This window comes from Actinacidiphila sp. bgisy145, from assembly GCF_057708125.1.
Genome location: NZ_JBYIRL010000113.1, coordinates 1 through 1,030, shown reverse-complemented (window position 1 = coordinate 1,030; position 1,030 = coordinate 1). Strand labels below are relative to the sequence as shown.

Below are 1,030 nucleotides of genomic sequence, written 5' to 3'. Positions count from 1 at the left end.
ACATGGACAAGCCCTCGGCCTATTAGTACCGGTCAGCTCCACCCCTCACGAGGCTTCCACATCCGGCCTATCAACCCAGTCGTCTACTGGGAGCCTTACCCCATCAAGTGGGTGGGAGCCCTCATCTCGAAGCAGGCTTCCCGCTTAGATGCTTTCAGCGGTTATCCCTCCCGAACGTAGCCAACCAGCCATGCCCTTGGCAGAACAACTGGCACACCAGAGGTTCGTCCGTCCCGGTCCTCTCGTACTAGGGACAGCCCTTCTCAAGACTCCAACGCGCGCAGCGGATAGGGACCGAACTGTCTCACGACGTTCTAAACCCAGCTCGCGTACCGCTTTAATGGGCGAACAGCCCAACCCTTGGGACCGACTCCAGCCCCAGGATGCGACGAGCCGACATCGAGGTGCCAAACCATCCCGTCGATATGGACTCTTGGGGAAGATCAGCCTGTTATCCCCGGGGTACCTTTTATCCGTTGAGCGACGGCGCTTCCACAAGCCACCGCCGGATCACTAGTCCCTACTTTCGTACCTGCTCGACCCGTCAGTCTCACAGTCAAGCTCCCTTGTGCACTTACACTCAACACCTGATTGCCAACCAGGCTGAGGGAACCTTTGGGCGCCTCCGTTACCCTTTAGGAGGCAACCGCCCCAGTTAAACTACCCACCAGACACTGTCCCTGATCCGGATCACGGACCGAGGTTAGACATCCAGCACGACCAGAGTGGTATTTCAACGACGACTCCCACCAAGCTGGCGCTCGATGATCAAAGTCTCCCACCTATCCTACACAAGCCGAACCGAACACCAATATCAAGCTATAGTAAAGGTCCCGGGGTCTTTCCGTCCTGCTGCGCGAAACGAGCATCTTTACTCGTAGTGCAATTTCACCGGGCCTATGGTTGAGACAGTCGAGAAGTCGTTACGCCATTCGTGCAGGTCGGAACTTACCCGACAAGGAATTTCGCTACCTTAGGATGGTTATAGTTACCACCGCCGTTTACTGGCGCTTAAGTTCTCAGCTTCGCC

1 rRNA gene is annotated in these 1,030 nt (G+C 56.4%); it reads right to left on the bottom strand.

Annotation, left to right across the window (positions count from 1 at the left end):
* Nucleotides 1–2: 2 nt before the first annotated feature.
* Nucleotides 3–1,030, bottom strand: a 23S ribosomal RNA gene (locus AC3ERT_RS36520); the annotation flags it as partial.